Raw genomic sequence first — 12,797 nt, 5'->3', positions numbered from 1 at the left:
GAAATGACCGGCATTTCGGTCACGCGGCATCCCAGGGCGGCGCCGAAAAATGTTCGACGAGGGCGTCGACGACAACCCGTACCTTTGGCGTGAGCGCGCGCGTTACCGGCCAGACGGCATGCACGACGATGTTCTCGACCAGGCAGTCCGACAGCACCATTTCGAGATCGCAGCTTTTGAGGCTGTCGGCGGCCAGCCATGTCGGCAGGAAGGCGATGCCGCAGCCGGCGAGCGCTGCATCCAGCATCGGTTCGCCATGGCCGAGAACGAGTCGCGCCTTGGGCATGAAGGTTGCGAGATGGCCGTCGGAATGCCTGATCACCCAGGGCCGGACGATGCCCTCGCGACCGTAGCCAATGACGCTGTGATCGGCGAGATCCTCGACCGATTGCGGCCGGCCATGCCTGTCGAGATAGTCGGGAGCCGCGCATATGGCCGAGCGCTGGGCGTAGAGGCGCCTGGCCGCAAGCGACAGGCTGTCGTCGAGTTCGCCCATGCGGATCGCCAGGTCGATGCCCTCCTCGATCAGGTCGACGCGGCGGTCATTGAAGGAGACTTCCACCGTCAGGTCCGGAAATTTCTTCGAAATCTCGAACAGCACGGGGGCGACGCAGCGTCGGCCGAAGGCCAGCGGCACGTCGATCCGAAGCCGGCCAGACGGGACCTGACGGCGCGAGGCAAGCAGCGACTGTGCGGCTTCGATCTCGGCAAGGGCCCGGACGCAGGCTTCATAATAGCTGACGCCTTCGCTGGTCGGGCTGAGGCTGCGGGTGGTGCGGTTCAGCAAGCGGACGCCGAGTCTCTGCTCCAGCTGCGCGATCGATTTGCCGATCGCCGACTTCGTCACATGCAGCCGCTCGCCGGCGCTGGTGAAGCTGCCGGCCTCCACCGCCTGAACAAACGCGACGATGCCTTGCAGGTCGGCCGTTTCCATGGCGATTTCCTATTGTCGACTTTTAATCCGCAATCAGTGTCAAATTATACCGCACGGAAGCACTATTTTCTATAGTCGAAAGGCATAAATGTCTCGCCTGGCATCAACGCACGGAGCGCGACACGACATGAGCACCCCAATCAACAGATCCTGGCAGATGAGCGGTTTTGGCCTGTCGAGGCTAAGCCAGGTGGAAGGCAAGGTGCCCGAGCCAGGGCCGCACGATTTGCTGGTGCGGACCAAGGCCGTGTCGCTCAACTACAAGGACAAGATGATCGTAGACGGCGTGCTGATCCCAGACCTTGCCTTTCCCTTCGTGCCGACATCCGACGCGGTGGGTGAAGTGGTGGCCGTCGGCAGTGCGGTCAGCCGCTTTCAGGTCGGCCAGCGCGTGCTCGGCCAGGTGATCGCCGATTGGCCGGATGGCGACGCACCGCCGGTGCTGCATAAGCACACGCTGGGGTCGTCGCTGTCGGGCATGCTTTCCGACCATGTCATTCTCGGCGAGGACGCCGCGGTGCTGGCGCCGCCATCGCTCGGCGATTTCGAGGCCGCGACATTGCCGATCGCGGCGCTGACGGCCTGGTTCGCCATGGCCGAAGCGACCAGACCGGTGCCGGGCCAGACCATTCTGATCCAGGGCACCGGCGGCGTGTCGCTGTTTGCGCTGCAGTTCGCCACCGCGTTCGGCCTGCGCGCCATCGTCACCTCAAGCAGCGATGAAAAGCTTGAGCGGGCGAGAAAGCTCGGCGCCTGGCAAGGGATCAACTACCGCACGCAACCGGCCTGGGATGAGGCCGTGCGTGAGCTGACGAATGGGCTGGGCGTCAACCACGTGCTGGAAATGGTCGGCGGCGACAATGCACGGCGATCGCTGAATGCGCTCGCCGCCGACGGTCGGCTGTCGATCATCGGCCTGTTGGGCGCGATGGAGCTCAGCTTCCCTATCATGCCCTTCATGCGCAACCGCATCACCGTGCAGGGCCTGTCGGTTGGCCATCGCCGCGCCTTCGAACGTATGAATCAGGCGATCGAGGCGCTGGCGATCAAGCCGGTCATCGACAAGCTCTTTGGCTTCGACGAGGTGCCGCAAGCCTTGCAGCATCTGGAGAAAGGGCCGTTCGGCAAGATCGTGATCACCACGAACTGACTTTTGCGATGGTCAGGGCAACTGCTTCAACACGCCGACAATTGCCTCGCCATCCGTGAAATAGGGATCGCCGCCGCCATTGCGTCCCGTACTGGTGGCGCCGACGCCCGATATATCGCTGGTCGAGATCAGCGTGCCGGCGGTGGCCAGGTCGCGCATCAGGAAATCGCGCTCGGCGTCGATGTCGGGGCCGATATGGTGGGTGACGGCGCCGGTGTCGTGGCTGAGGCCGACGCCGCGATCGAAGCTGGCCGAGCCCAGCCACAGCGGCCGGCCATCGTCGCCGCTTGCATCGGTCTGCCAGAAGCGGACATGATGCCGGCGGTCGGCGCTGAGGCCCTCCGGCTTTTCGAAGGCGAGATCCTGGGCGCGGCCATCGAACAGCAGCCTGCTGACCGGCGCATCGGGGTAGGGGTGGTCGAACAGCACGCTTTCACCGATCTCGATCGCGGTCTTCAGGGTCACGGCGTCGGCGGTGTCCCAGCCGGCGACGGCGAAGGCGTGCACTACTTCCTTTCGCGTACCGACAAGACCGACATTGATGGGATCGCCCGGAATGCCTTGTGGCGTGTGCGTCACCATCTCGAAGCTGTGCTTGCGAAAGCCGCGATCGTGAAACGTCCAGAATTCCGGTGCGGCGAAATAGGCGAGCGCCAGATAGGCGGCCAGCAAGGTCGCCACCCAGATTGCAACGCGTCGCCGAAAACTTCGCTGGCTCATGAACGCCGCCCGATCCGTGCGGTATCTGTTGCCTGACGGACCCTGGAAATCAATGGCCAGCAGCGCGCCGCCGGTCTATCGTGGGCATCGTTTCCTCGCGGGGGCAGCAATGGAGCGGAAGCCGGCAGGCCGCAAGCCAATGGCGTTGACCGCCGAGCTTGTCGCGCAAGTTGAGCGTGTCGAGCCTGATCCCGGGCCAGAGCCCGGAACCAGCGAGCACACCGATGTGGAGTTCGATGGCCTGGTCGAAAAGCTGCTTTTGCAGCATCGTCCCGAGACGCTTTGGGTCTTTGCCTACGGGTCGTTGATCTGGAACCCCGAATTCGCCTATGTCGAGCAGCGCCCGGCCACGGCGCCGGGATGGCACCGCTCGTTCTGCCTGAAGCTGACCCGCTGGCGCGGAACCCGCGATTTGCCGGCCCTGATGCTGGCGCTCGATCGAGGCGGCAGCTGCAGCGGCATCGTCTATCGGCTGCCCGCGGAAGATCATTTCGGGCAACTCGGCCAGTTGATGCGCCGCGAGATCGATGCCAACCCGCCAACCAACGTGCCATGCTGGATCAAGGTCAAGACCAGGGACGGGCCGCTGCGTGCCTTGGCTTTCGTCGCCGCGCCGGACGGCAGCGCCTATGCCGGCCGGTTGCCGTTGGAGCAGGTTGCCGACACGCTGGCGCGGGCTGCCGGTCATTGGGGCTCTTCGGCGCAGTATTTGTTCAGGACCGTGAGCAAGCTTGAAGAGAGCGGCATCCGCGACCGGAATCTCTGGCGCATCCAGGACTTGGTTGCACGGCAGATCGCCGCTTCAACCGGTGGCGCCGATTAGGCTGATCTCTTCCTAACGGCAGGCGCGATAACCGTTTTTGCGGTTCTTGATGTCGAAATGGAAATGGTTGCGGTGGTCGTAATTGTAGCCGGGGCCGAGCACGGTGGTGAAGTACTGGCAGCCGTCGGCGCGCACATTGTTGAGGAAGCCGCGGGTGCGGAAAGCGAACAGGCCGGGCTTACGCACGTCAATGTCGTCGCCATTGTTGAGTTCGATGCTCATGACGTCGAGCGCATTTCCCTTGCCATGCTCGGACAGGACACCTTCGCCGGCAATCCTGCGGCAGGAATAGCTGGAGCCCTGGTGGATGGTCTTGACGCCGGAGAAATAGCGCCAGCGGGCGGAGGGGACGAGCTCGTTCTTCGTCCAGCCGGCAAAGGTGGCGGCCATGTCGCAGGTCAGGGTTGCCGCGGGTTTCATCTGGATGTTGCCGATGGCCGAAACCTTGACCGGATAATCGATGCCGCACTGGCCTTCATGGATCGGCGCCAGGTCGGTGTAGGCGACATCGAGACGCTTCAATTGCTGCCGGCAGTCGGTTTCGCTGGCCGGCATCTGCTCGACGGGCGACATCGGCTCGTCCATGCGCGGATAAGCGGCCTGCGTCATGTATGGATTGGAAGGGACAAGCTTCTGCATGCCGGCATATTGCGGCACGGCAGCCGTCTGCGCGCCGACGTCGACGGCCGGCTGCAGCGACAGCACACTGCCGGTGTTGCAGGCGGAAAGCGCCGCCAGCGCCAGGCCGGCGGTCAGCATTGCTGCATATTTTGTCTGGCGCGCGGTGGCGAAAAACACGGCCCGAAATTTGCCGGCCATTGGCGGAATCCCGTTGATGGATATCCGGCATTTTAACGATCAAGGGTAAAGGAAAACTCAGCGCCCGCGTTCATGCCTGCGGCCGAATTGCGGCACGCGGATCATCGGCGAGGGCAATTCATCTTCGACAAGGCGCCTACTAGTTTTATAATAATTGCGGTTGGAGGGGTAAATGTCGATCTGGCGTACGATAAAACGGTTCTTCACCGCCCGGGATCTGCGTGAAGTGTATGTAACTTTACGCAGGAGTCCCTATTCGTTTGCCTTTCTTCTGAAGCTGGACAGGGATCAGCAGAAGTATGTTGTGGTTCAATTCCGGCATAAAAGTTTCGTCCAAGAGACTTGCAGCATGAGTATCGAAGATTTTGATGATTTTACACGTGGTGTTTTGATCATGAGGGCCGAGATCGACAAGCCGCTCCCGCCGAGCGCTCTGCAATAGATTTAGCCCAATTCCTGAGTGCGCTTTCGGCTATTGGCAGAACGTCCCGCCATGCCGTCTCGGTTCGAGATCGAGATGGAAATGCAGGGAGTGATCGGCATCGGCGCCCGGACCGAGCACCGTCTTGAAGGGTCCACAGGCGGCCTTGCGCACGGCATTGAGGAATTTGGCGTCCTTCTCCGGCGGCGCCGGGCCGACCTCGATCTTCTTGCCGTCCGACAGCGTGAAGCTGGCGATGTCGAGCGCGTTGCCGAACGCGTGTTCCGACAGTTTTCGGGTGCCGTTGCGTGGCCGGCAGACAAAGGCCGATGCCTGGCCGATCGATTTCAGGTCCTCACCGAATTCGGCTTTCGCCGCCGGCTGGATGACATCGGCGGCAAAACGCGCCGTCGCCTCGGCCATCTTGCAATTGAGCTCGGTGCCGGGGCCGATGGCGACGGACTTTCCAAGGTTCTTCAGCACGATGGGGTATGGGATCGAACAGCCGATTTCGGGCTGGCTTTCCGCCTTGTGTTCTTCGAATTCGACGCCGAGCGTCTTCAGTCGTTCGCGGCAGGCGACTTCCTCGGCTGGCATTTTCTCGTCGGGCAGATCGGCCGAGCGCGGATCGGGCAGCATCTTCTTCTCGTCCGCGTCCGCCGGCTTTTGCGACGGCTGCGGGCCAACGTTGGGCGGCTGAGCCTCGGGCTCCGCGATGTCGGGTTTTGGTGTCGGCGTTGGCGCGACCGCGGGCGGCTCCGGTTCGCTTTCGGTATCGGTTGAGGGTTCGGGAACTGACGACTCGGGGAGTGCCTGCTTTTCCTGGCGGGATTTTTCTTCGTTGGAACCTTCGGGCGCGCCGGTGGTCTTCGGAGCTTCCGTCTTCTGCTCCTGCGGCTTTGCAGTGTCAGCCTTCCGAGCGTCCGCCGGGCGCGGTTCCGGCACCGGAATGCCGGGCGCTGGTGCCGGAACAGATGGTCCAGGCACCGGAGCATCGGCAGGCAAGGGCAGCGGAGACTGCGTTTTCTGCTGTGTCTGCTTCGGCGTAACCGACCGATGTCTTCGTGGTTTCAGGCGCTTTCCGCCTCGCGGTTTAAGAGGCTGTTCGGCTCTTGGTGTCAACGGCTGCTCTATCCTCGGCGTCAACGGCTGGTGATGCCGATGGCGAAGTCTCGCCTCGGCCGGCATCACCAGTAAGGCCGTGACGGCCATGACGAACAAGATCCTGAACGTTCGGGAAAAGACAATCGACCCCATCGCCGTCAACGGCGCCGACGCAAGGTGGTTGCCTCGGCCGCATCACGAACGGTAACCGCTCCGTTACGCACCGATCGCTTCCAGCCCTTCCTCCAGCCAGTCGGCGAGCAGCGGCATGCCAAGCAGGTATTTCGCGGTGCGCTTGTTGGCGCGTTCGCGCGCGGCCGCCAGCGCGTCCGCCCATTCGGTGGCGTCGTAGTCGCCGCGACCGACCCAGGCCAGCGCGATCAGTTCGGCTGCTTCATCGACATTGAGGTCGTTGATCAGCTCACGCAGCTCTTCCTCGGTCAGATTCTCGGAGCTTTCCTCGGCAAGGCCGTCATGGTGATGGTTGACGTGGGACTCGCCATCGAGTTCGACCTCGTGCTCGGCGCCATCGGCATAGTCTTCATTGACGGCCGCACTCAGCGCCTTGGCCTTGAGGATGAACAGGCGCACAGTGTCGGGGCCGATCGAAAGCTCCCAGTCCTTTTCAAGCCGCCGCTGCAAGGGCCGTCTCCCTCAGGTCGTTTGCCGGATGATAGCGGATTTGCGGCATCCGTCACCTGATGTTCTCCGCACGCAATTTTCCGGGATGAAACGCAAGCCGACCGGCGTTAGTGTTGCATTCTCACCCTCCAGGAGGCTTCGATGCATAAAAGAGTGCTGATCCAGGTGGCGACTGCCCTTGTCGCGCTGCAGTTCCTTGCCGTTCCAGTGTTCGCCGCCGGCGGTGACAGTGGCGGCAGCGATCAGACGGTCACCCAATGCAAGAAGGGCGAAGTCTGGGACAAGAAGAAGAAAAAGTGCGTCGCACCCCAGGAGGGCATGCTCGACGACGACAGCATCTATGATGCTGGCCACGCGTTGGCGATGGCCGGGCGCTATGACGAGGCGATCGCCGTGCTCAGCCTTGCCGCCAACAAGCAGGATCCGCGCATCCTCAACTATCTCGGCTATTCGCACCGCCATTCCGGCCGCGTCACCGTCGGCCTCGGCTATTACGAGGAAGCGCTGCGCATCGATCCGAACTACACGCTGGTGCGCGAATATCTCGGCGAAGCGCATCTGCAGATCGGCGATCTGGCCGGCGCCCGGCAACAGCTGATGGAAATCGAGAAGCGGACCGGCAAGGGTTCGCGCGAATATGGCATGCTGGCCGAGCAGATCGACCATTTCATGAGAAGCTGAAAAGATCCCAGGGCTCTTCCAAGCGGCCGCGAGCGATCGCGGCCGCTTTTTGCTGCCCCCAGCCTCATTCACCGCCCTGGCTGATGAAAACGGGGATGATTTTAGCAAAACCGATTTTTGGGCGTGAAAAACCCGCTGACATTGCTATATTCAGGGAAATTGCGGTGAAACGGTTCCGTTAGCCCGAGGCTGCCGGACCCGTTTTCTTTTTGTACCCATCGACAAGGCTTTCCCCGAAACGCGGGGGTGGCAGCAGGAAAGGTCAGGCATCATGAACAAGGTCCCGATGACAGGCGAGGGGTTCGCGTCATTGAAGGAAGAACTGCGCTGGCGCCAGCAGGAAGAGCGGCCGCGCATCATCGAGGCGATCTCCGAAGCGCGCTCGCATGGCGACCTGTCCGAAAATGCCGAATATCATGCCGCCAAAGAGGCGCAGAGCCTCAACGAGGGCCGCGTCAACGAGCTTGAAGATTATATCGCGCGGGCCGAAGTGATCGACGTCAGCAAGCTCAGCGGCGACAAGATCAAGTTCGGCGCCACCGTGGTGCTGGTCGACGAGGACACCGAGGAAAAGAAGACTTACCGGATCGTCGGCGACCAGGAGGCGGACGTGAAGTCCGGCCGCATCTCGATCTCCTCGCCGATCGCGCGTGCGCTCATCGGCAAGGAAGTCGGCGACGCCATCGAAGTCAATGCGCCTGGCGGTGCCAGGGGATATGAGATCGTCCAGGTGCAGTTCATCTAGGGGATTTGAGGGGGGCGCGGCTGCGATTTTTAAGCTGAGGTTTGCGTCGCCCCTCATCGCCCTGCCGGGCATTTCTCCCCGTATAGTGACGGGGAGAAAGATGCTCCCGTCGACGATTTCGCCGATTTTCAACGTAGCAGAATAGACGCTGGCCTTGCGTTCAGCTCTCTTCTCCCCGTCGTTATACGGGGAGAGGGTGACGGCAGGCGGATGGGGGGCGGCGCTGGCCTTTCCGATTGACCTCAGTTCTTGCCAGCGTTGGCCTTGCCAAGGACCTGGAGTCCCGCCAGCCTCTCTGCCTCCGCCACCACCTCCGCCGGCATCACACGCTTCCCGGGCACTGCCAAAAGCGTCGACGCATATTGCCCGCGCGGACCCGTCAACCCGGGCTCGGTCGCCAGGAACACCGCAACCGTTGGCAGGCCGAAGGCGCTGGCGAGATGGGTCAGCCCGGTGTCGGCGCCGATGACCAGTTCCGAGCGGCCGATGAACTCAGCGATGTCGGCCAGCGGTGACTTTGGCACCACAACTGTCGATGGCACTGCCTTGGCAATGGCTTCGGCCACGGCCTTCTCGCGCTCGTTCGACCAGGTCGTGACCGGCGTTATCCCCCGCTCAATCAGGAGGCGCGCGGTTTCAATCCAGTCTTCGGCCGGCCATTTCTTGTCTTCGCGGCTGGTGCCGTGCAGCAGGAAGGCGGTTTTTCCGGCAATGCCCGCCAGAGTGCCGACGGGCGGCACGATGCCGGAGTCCAGGGTCGAAAGATCGGGCTGATAGCCGAGCGCCAGCCCGAACAGCCGCCGTGTCCGTTCGATGGCGTGCAGGTCGCGCGGCACGGGATAAGTGGCATCGTAGAACAGCGTCGCAGAAGGTTCGCGCGCGCTCGAACGGTCGAAGCCGGCAATGGGGGCGCCGGCCTGCCTTGCCACCAGAGCCGATTTCAGGAGGCCTTGCGCATCGATGACGAGGTCGTAACGGCAATCGCGCAAGGTGCGGCGCAGGGCGGCCGCCTCGTGCCACGTGGCGCCGTCGAGCAGCGCCTTGCGCCAGCGTCGGATCGCCACCGTGTGAATTCTTTCGATCGCCGGGTGAAGCGCGGCGATACCGGCAAATGCCTCTTCGACGCACCAGTCGAAGGTCAGGTCCGGGCGGTGGAAACGGGCATCCTCGACGGCCGGAAAGGTGTGAATGACATCGCCCATCGACGACGTCTTGACGATCAGCACCTTCATGCCGCTGCCGGGATGTCCAGCAGCCGGTCCGCCGCTGCCGCGACTTGGCCGACTTCCAGCGTCTTCAGGCAGTTGAGGTGGCCGAGCGGGCAGACCTTCTGGTGGCATGGCGAGCACGACAGGCCAAGCCAGACCAACTCGCGGCGTTCCCCCAGCGGCGGCGTGTTCTCGGGCGAGGTCGAGCCATAGACGGCGACGATCGGCGTGCCGACGGCGGCCGCGACATGCATCAGCCCGCTGTCGTTGGACACGGCCAGCCTTGCGGCTGATATCAGATCGATGGCGTCCTCCAGCCGCGTCTGTCCGGCGAGATCGACGACGCCGGGGGCCAGGGCCGCGATCTCCGCCGTCACGTCGCGGTCGTTCTTCGAGCCAAACAGAGCAACCTTCAAGCCTTTGCCCATGAAATCGCGGGCAAGCCCGGCATAGCTTTCGCTGGGCCAGCGCTTGGCCGGGCCGAATTCGGCGCCGGGCATCAGGGCCACGAATTTCTGCGGCGCCAAGCCGAAACGGCCGAGCAGGTCGACCTGGTTTTTCGTGTCCACGGTCAGTCGCGGCGCCCGGAAAGTGCCGCCCTGGGCGAGACCGAAATAGGCCTGCGCTGTGCGTCGTTTGATGCTGTCGGGCAATGGCACGATGTCGGTCAACAGGCCATAGCGCATCTCGCGCAAATTGCCGACACGGCGCGGAATACGGGCAAAGAACGGGATCAGCGCCGACTTCCAGCTGCCCGGCAGGATATAGGCCATGTCGTAGCGGCCGCGCAGCAGGCGGCCGAAGCGGCGGCGATGGGTGAATTCGAGCGCGCCGGGTTTGAGCGGAAAGTCGATCTGCTGGCGGATCTCGGGCATGCGCTTGACCAGCGGCGCGGCCCAGGCCGGCGCCAGCACATCGATAGCGGCGTTGGGACGCAACTCCTTCAGCGCCGAAAACAGGCACTGCGCCATCACCATGTCGCCCACCCAGCGTGGGCCGATCACGAGGATCGTTGGGCTTTCAGCCATTCGACATAGTCTCTGACACCGGTTTCCACTGTCCGGAATTGGCCGTTATAACCGGCCGCGCGCAAACGGGACATATCAGCTTGCGTAAAGCTCTGGTAGCTGCCCTTGAGATGGTCGGGAAAGGGGATGAATTCAATCTCGCCTTTCCCCAACGTGTCGATCACCGTTTCGGCTATGGCGCGGAAGGGCTGGGCACGGCCGGTGCCGCAATTGAAGATGCCGCTTGAGCCCTGTTTCCACAGCCACAGATTGACGTCGGCAACGTCGCCGACGTGGATGAAGTCACGGCTTTGTTCGCCGGGTCCGAACCCGTCATAGGCGCCGAACAGTTTCGGGTTCTGGCCTTGTTCGACCTGGTTGAACAGATGGAAGGCGACGGAGGCCATGGCGCCCTTATGCGCCTCGCGCGGGCCATAGACGTTGAAGTAGCGCAAGCCCACGACCTGTGAATGGTCGGTATCGAAGGCGGTGCGCCCGGCGAACACGGTTCGCCTGACGTAATCGTCGAACAGCTTCTTGGAATAGGCGTATACGTTGAGCGGCCGCTCGAGCGCGGGATCCTCGCGAAACTCCGAGCCGCCGCCATAGACGGAAGCCGAGGAGGCATAAAGGAAAGGCACGCGCAGCGCCTGGCTTGCATGCAGCAGCCGTTTCGAGAAGGCGTAATTCACCTCCATCATGAATTTGCCGTTCCACTCGGTGGTGGTCGAGCAGGCGCCCTGGTGGAACACCGCCTCGATGCGGCCGAGCGAGCCGGCCTCCATGCGGTCCAGGAAATCGTTCTTGTCGAGATAGTCGGCGATCTTGAGATCGGCAAGATTGGCGATCTTGTGACCGTCGGTAAGGTCGTCGACGACCAGGATGTCGTCATGCCCTTCGGCATTCAGCGCGGCGACGATGTTGGAGCCGATCATGCCGGCGCCGCCCGTGACGATGATCATGAAGGGCCTCTGGTTGCTTGCGATTCCGGTCCTTATAGGGGAGGCTAGGCGGGCTGTCGACAAAGCCAGGCGCATGCGCCTGTCCTGCCACTTTTATGCGCTTGTCTGTTTTGTCTGTTTTGTCTATTATGGACAAAACAGGGTGTCCCATGAAAAACTATCCATCGACCGATCTGAAACAGAATCTTGGAGATGTGCTTGCAGCTGCCAGCCAGCAGCCGGTCTCCATCACTCGCCACAACAAGCCGAGATACGTCCTGATGAGCATCGAGACCTACGAAGCGCGCTTCGGCAACGACAGCCGCCGCGTCTACGCTGCGGAGGATGCCCCGACCGAACATGTCGAGATGCTCGAGGAGTACGCCGCGGAATTGGACCGTGATTAAACCCGCCGCTGCGGACGTCTGGCGATATCCATATCTTTGGCATCGTCAACACGGAGACGGCGAGACCGAAGGCCGGAAGTCACGGCCTGTGGCCTTTGTGGCTGTCCTTCCTGGGAAAGCCGGCGGTACGAACCTCTTCATCCTTGCAATCACTTCCACGCAGCCGGGCCGTGATCGCGTTGCCGTCAGCATTCCGGAAATTGAACGCCACCGTGCGGGCCTCGACCCTATGCCCCTTTGGGTCATGGTCGATGAGTACAATCATGATATACTGGAAGCGTCGGCCTATTTCGAGCCGGGTGCGCGAATCGGCGCGTTCAGCCCGTCATTTCACAAGAAAATTATGTTCGCTTTTACTGCGGTTGTCCGCACGGGTCAGTCCAAAGCCATCCCGCGCGCGGACTGAATCGACAGAACAGAGCACGATCGTGAGGGACCAAAAATGCCATCGACCGAACTGCTCATCGCGTTTTTCGCCACCACGGCGATTTTCGCCTACATTCCAGGCCCGGCCATGCTCTATGCGGCCGCGCAGACGATGGCGCGCGGCCGCTGGTCCGGCCTGACGGCGGCACTTGGCATTCATCTGGGCGGCTACGTGCATGTTTTCGCAGCGGCTGCCGGGCTGTCGGTGCTGTTTCATGCCGTGCCGACGCTCTACCTGGCGGTCAAGCTGGTCGGCGCGCTCTATCTGATCTGGCTTGGCGTCTCGCTGTTTCGCAAGCGCGTGGAGGGCGATGCGGCGCTGCCCGCGATCGAGCGCAAATCGGCACGGCGTGCCTTTTTCGAGAGCATCACCGTCGAGGTGCTCAATCCGAAGACAGCGATCTTCTTCATGGCGTTCCTGCCGCAATTCATCGACGCCTCGGCGGCGTTTCCGGTCTGGCTGCAGTTCGTCGTGCTCGGCACGATCGTCAATCTGATGTTCTCTTCGGCCGATATCGTCTGTGTGTTCCTGGCGGGCGCCGTGATCGGCCGTTTGCGGCGTTCGAGCCGCGCACAGCGGCTGATGCAACGGGCGGGAGGGGCTGTGCTGGTCGGGCTGGGCGTCCATGTCGCCCTGCAGAAGAGCTGACCGCCCGAGCCTACCGGGATCATGCCCTGCCGTTGCGCTGCGTGAATTTGCGGTATATCGGCTTTCGCCATGAACGATCCGACCAGTCGATTGATGAGCACTTATGAGATTGAAATCGGC

16 protein-coding genes are annotated in these 12,797 nt (G+C 62.5%); 8 read left to right on the top strand and 8 right to left on the bottom strand.

Annotated features, from left to right (window positions below):
- Window positions 1-19 precede the first annotated feature (19 nt).
- Window positions 20-934: a LysR family transcriptional regulator gene (locus NP503_RS24400; protein ID WP_127270041.1), complete on the bottom strand. Its 915-nt coding sequence runs from the start codon at window positions 932-934 to the stop codon at window positions 20-22.
- Window positions 935-1,061: 127 nt separating this feature from the next.
- Here NP503_RS24400 and NP503_RS24395 point away from each other — a divergent pair, with 127 nt between their 5' ends.
- Window positions 1,062-2,084 (top strand): NAD(P)-dependent alcohol dehydrogenase, encoded by a 1,023-nt coding sequence (locus tag NP503_RS24395; protein WP_127270043.1) that lies wholly within the window; start codon window positions 1,062-1,064, stop codon window positions 2,082-2,084.
- Window positions 2,085-2,096: 12 nt separating this feature from the next.
- Here NP503_RS24395 and NP503_RS24390 read toward each other — a convergent pair whose 3' ends face one another.
- Entirely contained in the window at window positions 2,097-2,804 is a 708-nt protein-coding gene (locus NP503_RS24390; RefSeq protein WP_127273164.1) for an LssY C-terminal domain-containing protein, read from the bottom strand.
- A 109-nt stretch (window positions 2,805-2,913) separates the two neighbouring features.
- Here NP503_RS24390 and NP503_RS24385 point away from each other — a divergent pair, with 109 nt between their 5' ends.
- Window positions 2,914-3,627 (top strand): gamma-glutamylcyclotransferase, encoded by a 714-nt coding sequence (locus NP503_RS24385; protein WP_127270448.1) that lies wholly within the window; start codon window positions 2,914-2,916, stop codon window positions 3,625-3,627.
- 12 nt (window positions 3,628-3,639) lie between these two features.
- On the opposite strand, the gene NP503_RS24380 is transcribed toward NP503_RS24385, so the two are convergent.
- Entirely contained in the window at window positions 3,640-4,446 is an 807-nt protein-coding gene (locus tag NP503_RS24380; RefSeq protein ID WP_127270418.1) for an extensin family protein, read from the bottom strand.
- Between the two features lie 172 nt (window positions 4,447-4,618).
- Here NP503_RS24380 and NP503_RS24375 point away from each other — a divergent pair, with 172 nt between their 5' ends.
- On the top strand, window positions 4,619-4,888 hold the full coding sequence (locus NP503_RS24375) for a hypothetical protein (RefSeq protein ID WP_127270419.1): 270 nt from the start codon (window positions 4,619-4,621) through the stop codon (window positions 4,886-4,888).
- Between the two features lie 30 nt (window positions 4,889-4,918).
- Here the strand turns inward: NP503_RS24375 and NP503_RS24370 are convergent, their stop codons facing one another.
- Both NP503_RS24370 and NP503_RS24365 read right to left on the bottom strand, forming a co-directional pair.
- Window positions 4,919-6,001 carry an extensin family protein gene (locus NP503_RS24370; protein ID WP_164749430.1) on the bottom strand — a complete coding sequence of 361 codons (1,083 nt, stop codon included), beginning with the start codon at window positions 5,999-6,001 and terminating at the stop codon, window positions 4,919-4,921.
- Between the two features lie 186 nt (window positions 6,002-6,187).
- Window positions 6,188-6,613 (bottom strand): DUF3775 domain-containing protein, encoded by a 426-nt coding sequence (locus NP503_RS24365; RefSeq protein WP_013530064.1) that lies wholly within the window; start codon window positions 6,611-6,613, stop codon window positions 6,188-6,190.
- A gap of 141 nt (window positions 6,614-6,754) precedes the next feature.
- Between NP503_RS24365 and NP503_RS24360 the strand changes: the two genes are divergently transcribed.
- On the top strand, window positions 6,755-7,294 hold the full coding sequence (locus NP503_RS24360) for a tetratricopeptide repeat protein (RefSeq protein WP_127270421.1): 540 nt from the start codon (window positions 6,755-6,757) through the stop codon (window positions 7,292-7,294).
- A 271-nt stretch (window positions 7,295-7,565) separates the two neighbouring features.
- Complete coding sequence (gene greA, locus NP503_RS24355) at window positions 7,566-8,039, top strand: transcription elongation factor GreA (protein WP_013530066.1); 474 nt, start codon at window positions 7,566-7,568, stop codon at window positions 8,037-8,039.
- 242 nt (window positions 8,040-8,281) lie between these two features.
- On the opposite strand, the gene waaC is transcribed toward greA, so the two are convergent.
- From waaC to rfaD, 3 genes are read right to left on the bottom strand one after another with little or no spacing between them, the layout of a single operon-like run.
- Window positions 8,282-9,271 (bottom strand): lipopolysaccharide heptosyltransferase I, encoded by a 990-nt coding sequence (gene waaC, locus NP503_RS24350; RefSeq protein ID WP_127270422.1) that lies wholly within the window; start codon window positions 9,269-9,271, stop codon window positions 8,282-8,284.
- Window positions 9,268-10,275, bottom strand: a complete 1,008-nt coding sequence (gene waaF, locus NP503_RS24345; protein ID WP_127269896.1) for a lipopolysaccharide heptosyltransferase II — start codon at window positions 10,273-10,275, stop codon at window positions 9,268-9,270. Before waaF ends, waaC begins: the two co-directional genes overlap by 4 nt.
- Window positions 10,248-11,216: an ADP-glyceromanno-heptose 6-epimerase gene (gene rfaD / locus NP503_RS24340; RefSeq protein WP_127269898.1), complete on the bottom strand. Its 969-nt coding sequence runs from the start codon at window positions 11,214-11,216 to the stop codon at window positions 10,248-10,250. The genes waaF and rfaD overlap by 28 nt, the downstream gene beginning before the upstream one ends.
- Window positions 11,217-11,365: 149 nt before the next feature.
- Between rfaD and NP503_RS24335 the strand changes: the two genes are divergently transcribed.
- From NP503_RS24335 to NP503_RS24325, 3 genes are read left to right on the top strand one after another with little or no spacing between them, the layout of a single operon-like run.
- Window positions 11,366-11,602: a type II toxin-antitoxin system Phd/YefM family antitoxin gene (locus tag NP503_RS24335; RefSeq protein ID WP_127269900.1), complete on the top strand. Its 237-nt coding sequence runs from the start codon at window positions 11,366-11,368 to the stop codon at window positions 11,600-11,602.
- The gene (locus NP503_RS24330; RefSeq protein WP_236382885.1) at window positions 11,595-12,008 is read left to right on the top strand and encodes a hypothetical protein; all 414 of its coding nucleotides are present in this window, start codon (window positions 11,595-11,597) and stop codon (window positions 12,006-12,008) included. Before NP503_RS24335 ends, NP503_RS24330 begins: the two co-directional genes overlap by 8 nt.
- Before the next feature lie 36 nt (window positions 12,009-12,044).
- Window positions 12,045-12,677 (top strand): LysE family translocator, encoded by a 633-nt coding sequence (locus NP503_RS24325; protein WP_127270423.1) that lies wholly within the window; start codon window positions 12,045-12,047, stop codon window positions 12,675-12,677.
- Window positions 12,678-12,797 lie beyond the last annotated feature (120 nt).

This window comes from Mesorhizobium sp. SEMIA396 (assembly GCF_024518615.1).
Lineage (GTDB): Bacteria > Pseudomonadota > Alphaproteobacteria > Rhizobiales > Rhizobiaceae > Mesorhizobium.
Note: the sequence above shows the minus strand (reverse complement) of the source record. Positions and strands in the feature narration are given on the sequence as shown.

What these genes read in the sequence shown, in the direction of transcription:
- waaF (WP_127269896.1), bottom strand. Translation starts at nt 10,275, where the DNA reads ATGGCTGAAAGCCCAACGATCCTCGTGATCGGCCCACGCTGGGTGGGC.
- greA (WP_013530066.1), top strand. Translation starts at nt 7,566, where the DNA reads ATGAACAAGGTCCCGATGACAGGCGAGGGGTTCGCGTCATTGAAGGAA.
- NP503_RS24325 (WP_127270423.1), top strand. Translation starts at nt 12,045, where the DNA reads ATGCCATCGACCGAACTGCTCATCGCGTTTTTCGCCACCACGGCGATT.
- NP503_RS24395 (WP_127270043.1), top strand. Translation starts at nt 1,062, where the DNA reads ATGAGCACCCCAATCAACAGATCCTGGCAGATGAGCGGTTTTGGCCTG.
- NP503_RS24390 (WP_127273164.1), bottom strand. Translation starts at nt 2,804, where the DNA reads ATGAGCCAGCGAAGTTTTCGGCGACGCGTTGCAATCTGGGTGGCGACC.
- rfaD (WP_127269898.1), bottom strand. Translation starts at nt 11,216, where the DNA reads ATGATCATCGTCACGGGCGGCGCCGGCATGATCGGCTCCAACATCGTC.
- NP503_RS24400 (WP_127270041.1), bottom strand. Translation starts at nt 934, where the DNA reads ATGGAAACGGCCGACCTGCAAGGCATCGTCGCGTTTGTTCAGGCGGTG.
- NP503_RS24385 (WP_127270448.1), top strand. Translation starts at nt 2,914, where the DNA reads ATGGAGCGGAAGCCGGCAGGCCGCAAGCCAATGGCGTTGACCGCCGAG.
- NP503_RS24335 (WP_127269900.1), top strand. Translation starts at nt 11,366, where the DNA reads ATGAAAAACTATCCATCGACCGATCTGAAACAGAATCTTGGAGATGTG.
- NP503_RS24360 (WP_127270421.1), top strand. Translation starts at nt 6,755, where the DNA reads ATGCATAAAAGAGTGCTGATCCAGGTGGCGACTGCCCTTGTCGCGCTG.
- NP503_RS24380 (WP_127270418.1), bottom strand. Translation starts at nt 4,446, where the DNA reads ATGGCCGGCAAATTTCGGGCCGTGTTTTTCGCCACCGCGCGCCAGACA.
- NP503_RS24375 (WP_127270419.1), top strand. Translation starts at nt 4,619, where the DNA reads ATGTCGATCTGGCGTACGATAAAACGGTTCTTCACCGCCCGGGATCTG.
- waaC (WP_127270422.1), bottom strand. Translation starts at nt 9,271, where the DNA reads ATGAAGGTGCTGATCGTCAAGACGTCGTCGATGGGCGATGTCATTCAC.